The 3726-nt window shown below is 64.2% G+C and carries 3 protein-coding genes; all 3 read left to right on the top strand.

The window, feature by feature from the left end; all coding sequences use genetic code 11:
- Positions 1-140: 140 nt before the first annotated feature.
- The 3 genes from WBG82_RS16185 to WBG82_RS16195 are packed head-to-tail and all read left to right on the top strand — an operon-like array spanning position 141 to position 3603.
- Positions 141-1616: a type II and III secretion system protein family protein gene (locus WBG82_RS16185; RefSeq protein ID WP_424425996.1), complete on the top strand. Its 1476-nt coding sequence runs from the start codon at positions 141-143 to the stop codon at positions 1614-1616.
- A 17-nt stretch (positions 1617-1633) separates the two neighbouring features.
- Entirely contained in the window at positions 1634-2323 is a 690-nt protein-coding gene (locus tag WBG82_RS16190; protein ID WP_424425998.1) for a CpaD family pilus assembly protein, read from the top strand.
- Positions 2320-3603, top strand: coding sequence for an AAA family ATPase (locus tag WBG82_RS16195; protein ID WP_424426000.1), 1284 nt, complete (start codon positions 2320-2322; stop codon positions 3601-3603). The genes WBG82_RS16190 and WBG82_RS16195 overlap by 4 nt, the downstream gene beginning before the upstream one ends.
- Positions 3604-3726 lie beyond the last annotated feature (123 nt).

The raw sequence follows: 3726 nt of genomic DNA on the forward strand, positions 1-3726 counted from the left end.
CGATCAGGACACGCCCGACGAGGACGTGGCGAAGTCGGAAGGGTCGGTCGTGCGCGTGGTGCGCTACGGCGCCGAAAGAACGGTTCGCGTGAGGTAGGGGCATGTATCGGGGCCGCATGTATCGAAACAGGGGCAGGGTCATGGCCGATCTCGGCAAGACCGTTCGCGCGCGACTCGTCGCAGGCGGACGCATATTGGCGGCACTTTTCATGGCGGGTGCGCTGGCAGCGCCAATTCCCGCCGGAGCGGCGGTCGACGGAGCGCAGCTCGTGAAGATCGACAGTGGCGGCGCGAGCGCGACCTCGCGCACCATCGTGCTTGGTCTCAATAAGGCTGCGATCGTCGAATTGCCGAGCGCAGCGCGCGACGTGCTCGTTTCCGATCCGAAGATCGTCGATGCCGTGGTTCGCACTTCCACGCGCACCTATCTGATCGGCCTCACGGTCGGGCAGACCAACGTCTTCTTTTTCGGCGACAAGGGCCAGCAGCTTCTCAATCTCGAAATCCGCGTCGAGCGCGATCTGGCGGGGCTGCGCCAGACGCTGCGTCACTATTTTCCGAATTCCCGCATCGACGTTCAGGCGATGAACGATCACATCGTCCTGTCCGGCGCGGTTGCCAACGCTTCCGAGGCCGACAAGGCGCGCGATCTTGCGACGCGCTATATTGGCGGCAAGCCTGAGCAGGTGCTCAACATGCTCACCATCGAGGGCAAGGAACAGGTCATGCTCAAGGTGACTGTTGCCGAAATGCAGCGCAACGTCATCAAGCAGCTCGGCGTCAATCTCTCGACCGCCGACGATTTCGGCAATTTCGCGCTCCGCCTTTCCACGGTGAACCCCTTCTCCATTCAGGGCGTGCCGCTTGGCGGTCTTGCGACGACCGCGCCAAATCCCGTGACCGGCACTGCGCAGAACATGGGCTACAACAACGGCAATCTCTCGATCCAGTCCGCGATCCGCGCGCTGGAGGAGGATGGCCTGGTGCGCACGCTCGCCGAACCGACGCTGACCGCCATTTCGGGCGAGGGCGCGAAGTTCCTTGCCGGCGGCGAATTCCCGATCCCGGTGTCGAAGGACCTGCAGGGCAACATCACGGTGAGCTACAAGCCCTTCGGTGTCGGCCTTGCCTTCACGCCCGTGGTGTTGAGCGAGGGACGCATCAACCTGAAGATTTCAACCGAGGTGAGCGAGCTCACGACATCGGGCGCCTTCGTCTCGCCGCAGGGCCTGACCATTCCGGGCCTCAATGTGCGCCGGGCAGAGACGACCCTCGAACTGCCGTCGGGCGGCTCGCTCGTCATGGCCGGCCTGCTGTCCGACAAGACGAAGCAGAATATCGACGGCGTGCCGGGCGCCAAGGATCTGCCGGTTCTCGGCGCGCTCTTCCGCAGCCGCGACTATCAGAAGAACGAGACGGAGCTCGTCGTCATCGTCACGCCCTATATCGTCGATCCGACGAACAGGAAGAACCTCGCTCTGCCGACGGATGGCTTCGCGCCGGCAAGTGACATGGACACGATCCTGATGGGCAGGCTCAACGCAACCTACGGCGCCAATGGCAATGCGCCGACGGACAAGAAGCTCAAGGGCCCGGTCGGGTTCGTGGTGGATTGAAGGGAACGGGTATCGAGATGAAAAGAACTCTTGCCGCGCGCCTCCTGCCCCTCGCCCTTGCCCTCGCGCTTGGCGGTTGTGGCGGTTTCAACGGTCCGAACGAGGCATATGACGGGCCGAGCCAGACCCATCCCATCGCCGTGAGCGCGGATACGCAGACGCTCAGCATTCCCGTTCCGCGCACCAAGTCGGCGCTGACGGATGACGAACGCAGGGCGGTCGCCGCCTTTGCCGATGCCTACAAGGAGCGCGGGCATGGCGCCATCGCCGTGTCGACACCTTCCGGCTCGTCCAACACCACGAGCGCGATGAACGTGCTCGTCGATGTGCGCGATCTCCTCGCCGAAAAGGGCATCGCTCTCGATGCGATCAGCTACACGCCCTATCAGGCGACGGACGCCGACGCCGACGCGCCGCTGATTCTCTCCTACAAGCGCTATGTGGCCACGCCGCGCCCCTGCGGAGACTGGTCCGAAAACTACGCCTACGATCCGGCAAACGGCGTGCCGCCGAATTTCGGCTGCGCCAGCCAGAACAATCTCGCGGTCATGGTGGCCGATCCCGCCGATCTCGTGACGCCGCGCAACATGACGCCGAGCGATGCCCAGCGCCGCGCCGTCGTCCTGGACAAGTATCGCAAGGGCGAGGTCACGGCGACGCAGCGCGACAACAACGACTCGGCCGCAGTGAGTGAGGTCAACAAATGAGCAACGCAGCACTGAAGCATGACATGGTGGACGCGCCGCCCATGCCCGGCGACGAGCCCATGGCCGCGCCGGTCATGAAGCCGGTTCCGCGGATCACGATCCATGCCTTCTGCGACCATCCCGAAACGGGCAGCGTGATCCAGCGCGCCGGCGAGGACCGCCGCCTGTCGAAGGCTCATCTGACGGTCTATATGGGCGGCATCCAGGCCGCCGTCGAACAGTACCAGCAGGCGCCGACGCCGAACCTCATTCTGGTCGAGTCGGATGCGGGCGGGTCCGAGCTTTTCGCCGCTCTCGCCGCTCTCGCCGAAGTCTGCGACGCAGGCACCAAGGTCGTCGTCATCGGCCATCTGAACGATGTGTCGGTCTATCGCGAAATGATCCGGCAGGGCGTCAACGAATATCTGGTGAGCCCGCTGAGCCCGATGCAGATCATCGAGGCGGTGTCGCGTCTCTATGTCGATCCCGATGCGCCGCCGATCGGCCGCTCGATCGCCTTCATGGGCGCGAAGGGCGGCGCCGGCTCCTCGACGCTCGCCCATAATGTCGGCTGGTGCGTTTCGACCCGGATGCAGGAAGATGTGATCATCACCGATCTCGACCTGCCCTTCGGCACCGCCGGTCTCGACTTCAATCAGGACCCGGCTCAGGGCATCGCCGATGCGCTGACGGCGCCCGAGCGGCTCGATGACGTTCTGCTCGACCGTTTGCTCGTCAAGTGCTCCGACCATCTGAGCCTTTTCGCGGCGCCCGCCATTCTCGACCGCGATTTCGACATGGACGGCGAGGCTTGCGAATCCGTGCTCGAGATCGTGCGCGAGACCGTGCCCTGCGTCATCGTCGATCTGCCGCATGTCTGGTCGACTTGGACGAAGAAGGTTCTGCTTTCGGCCGATGAAATCGTCATCACCGCCATGCCGGATCTCGCGAGCCTTCGGAACACGAAGAACATTCTCGACCTTGTGAAGCAGGCTCGCCCGAACGACAGCAAGCCGCATGTCATCCTCAATCAGGTCGGCGTGCCGAAGCGGCCGGAAATTCCGGTCAAGGATTTCGCCGACGCGATCGGCATCGAGCCGACGCTCGTTCTGCCTTTCAATCCGGCGCTTTTCGGCACGGCCTCCAACAACGGCCAGATGATCGAAGAGCTGGACCCGAAGGGAAAGACGACCGAGGGCCTGCGCTTCCTCGCCAGGCAGCTCTGCGGACGCGATGCCGCGCCCGCCAAGGCGAGCGCGTCGAAAATCTCATTGCTGAAGCGGGTTTTCCGCAAGGGTTGATGCAGGGGGTAACGGGTGTTTGGACGGCGTAACGAAACCCAGTCCGCTCCGCGCAAGCCCGCGGTAGCTGAAACTGCGCCCGCGTCCGGCGGCCGGCCCGACGCGCCGCCGCCGGTGCCGAAG

Origin of the sequence: Parvibaculum sp., assembly GCF_049671045.1 — a bacterium.
Taxonomy (GTDB): domain Bacteria; phylum Pseudomonadota; class Alphaproteobacteria; order Parvibaculales; family Parvibaculaceae; genus Parvibaculum.

Coding starts and splice junctions, on each gene's coding strand:
- WBG82_RS16185 (WP_424425996.1), top strand. CDS start 141: ATGGCCGATCTCGGCAAGACCGTTCGCGCGCGACTCGTCGCAGGCGGA.
- WBG82_RS16190 (WP_424425998.1), top strand. CDS start 1,634: ATGAAAAGAACTCTTGCCGCGCGCCTCCTGCCCCTCGCCCTTGCCCTC.
- WBG82_RS16195 (WP_424426000.1), top strand. CDS start 2,320: ATGAGCAACGCAGCACTGAAGCATGACATGGTGGACGCGCCGCCCATG.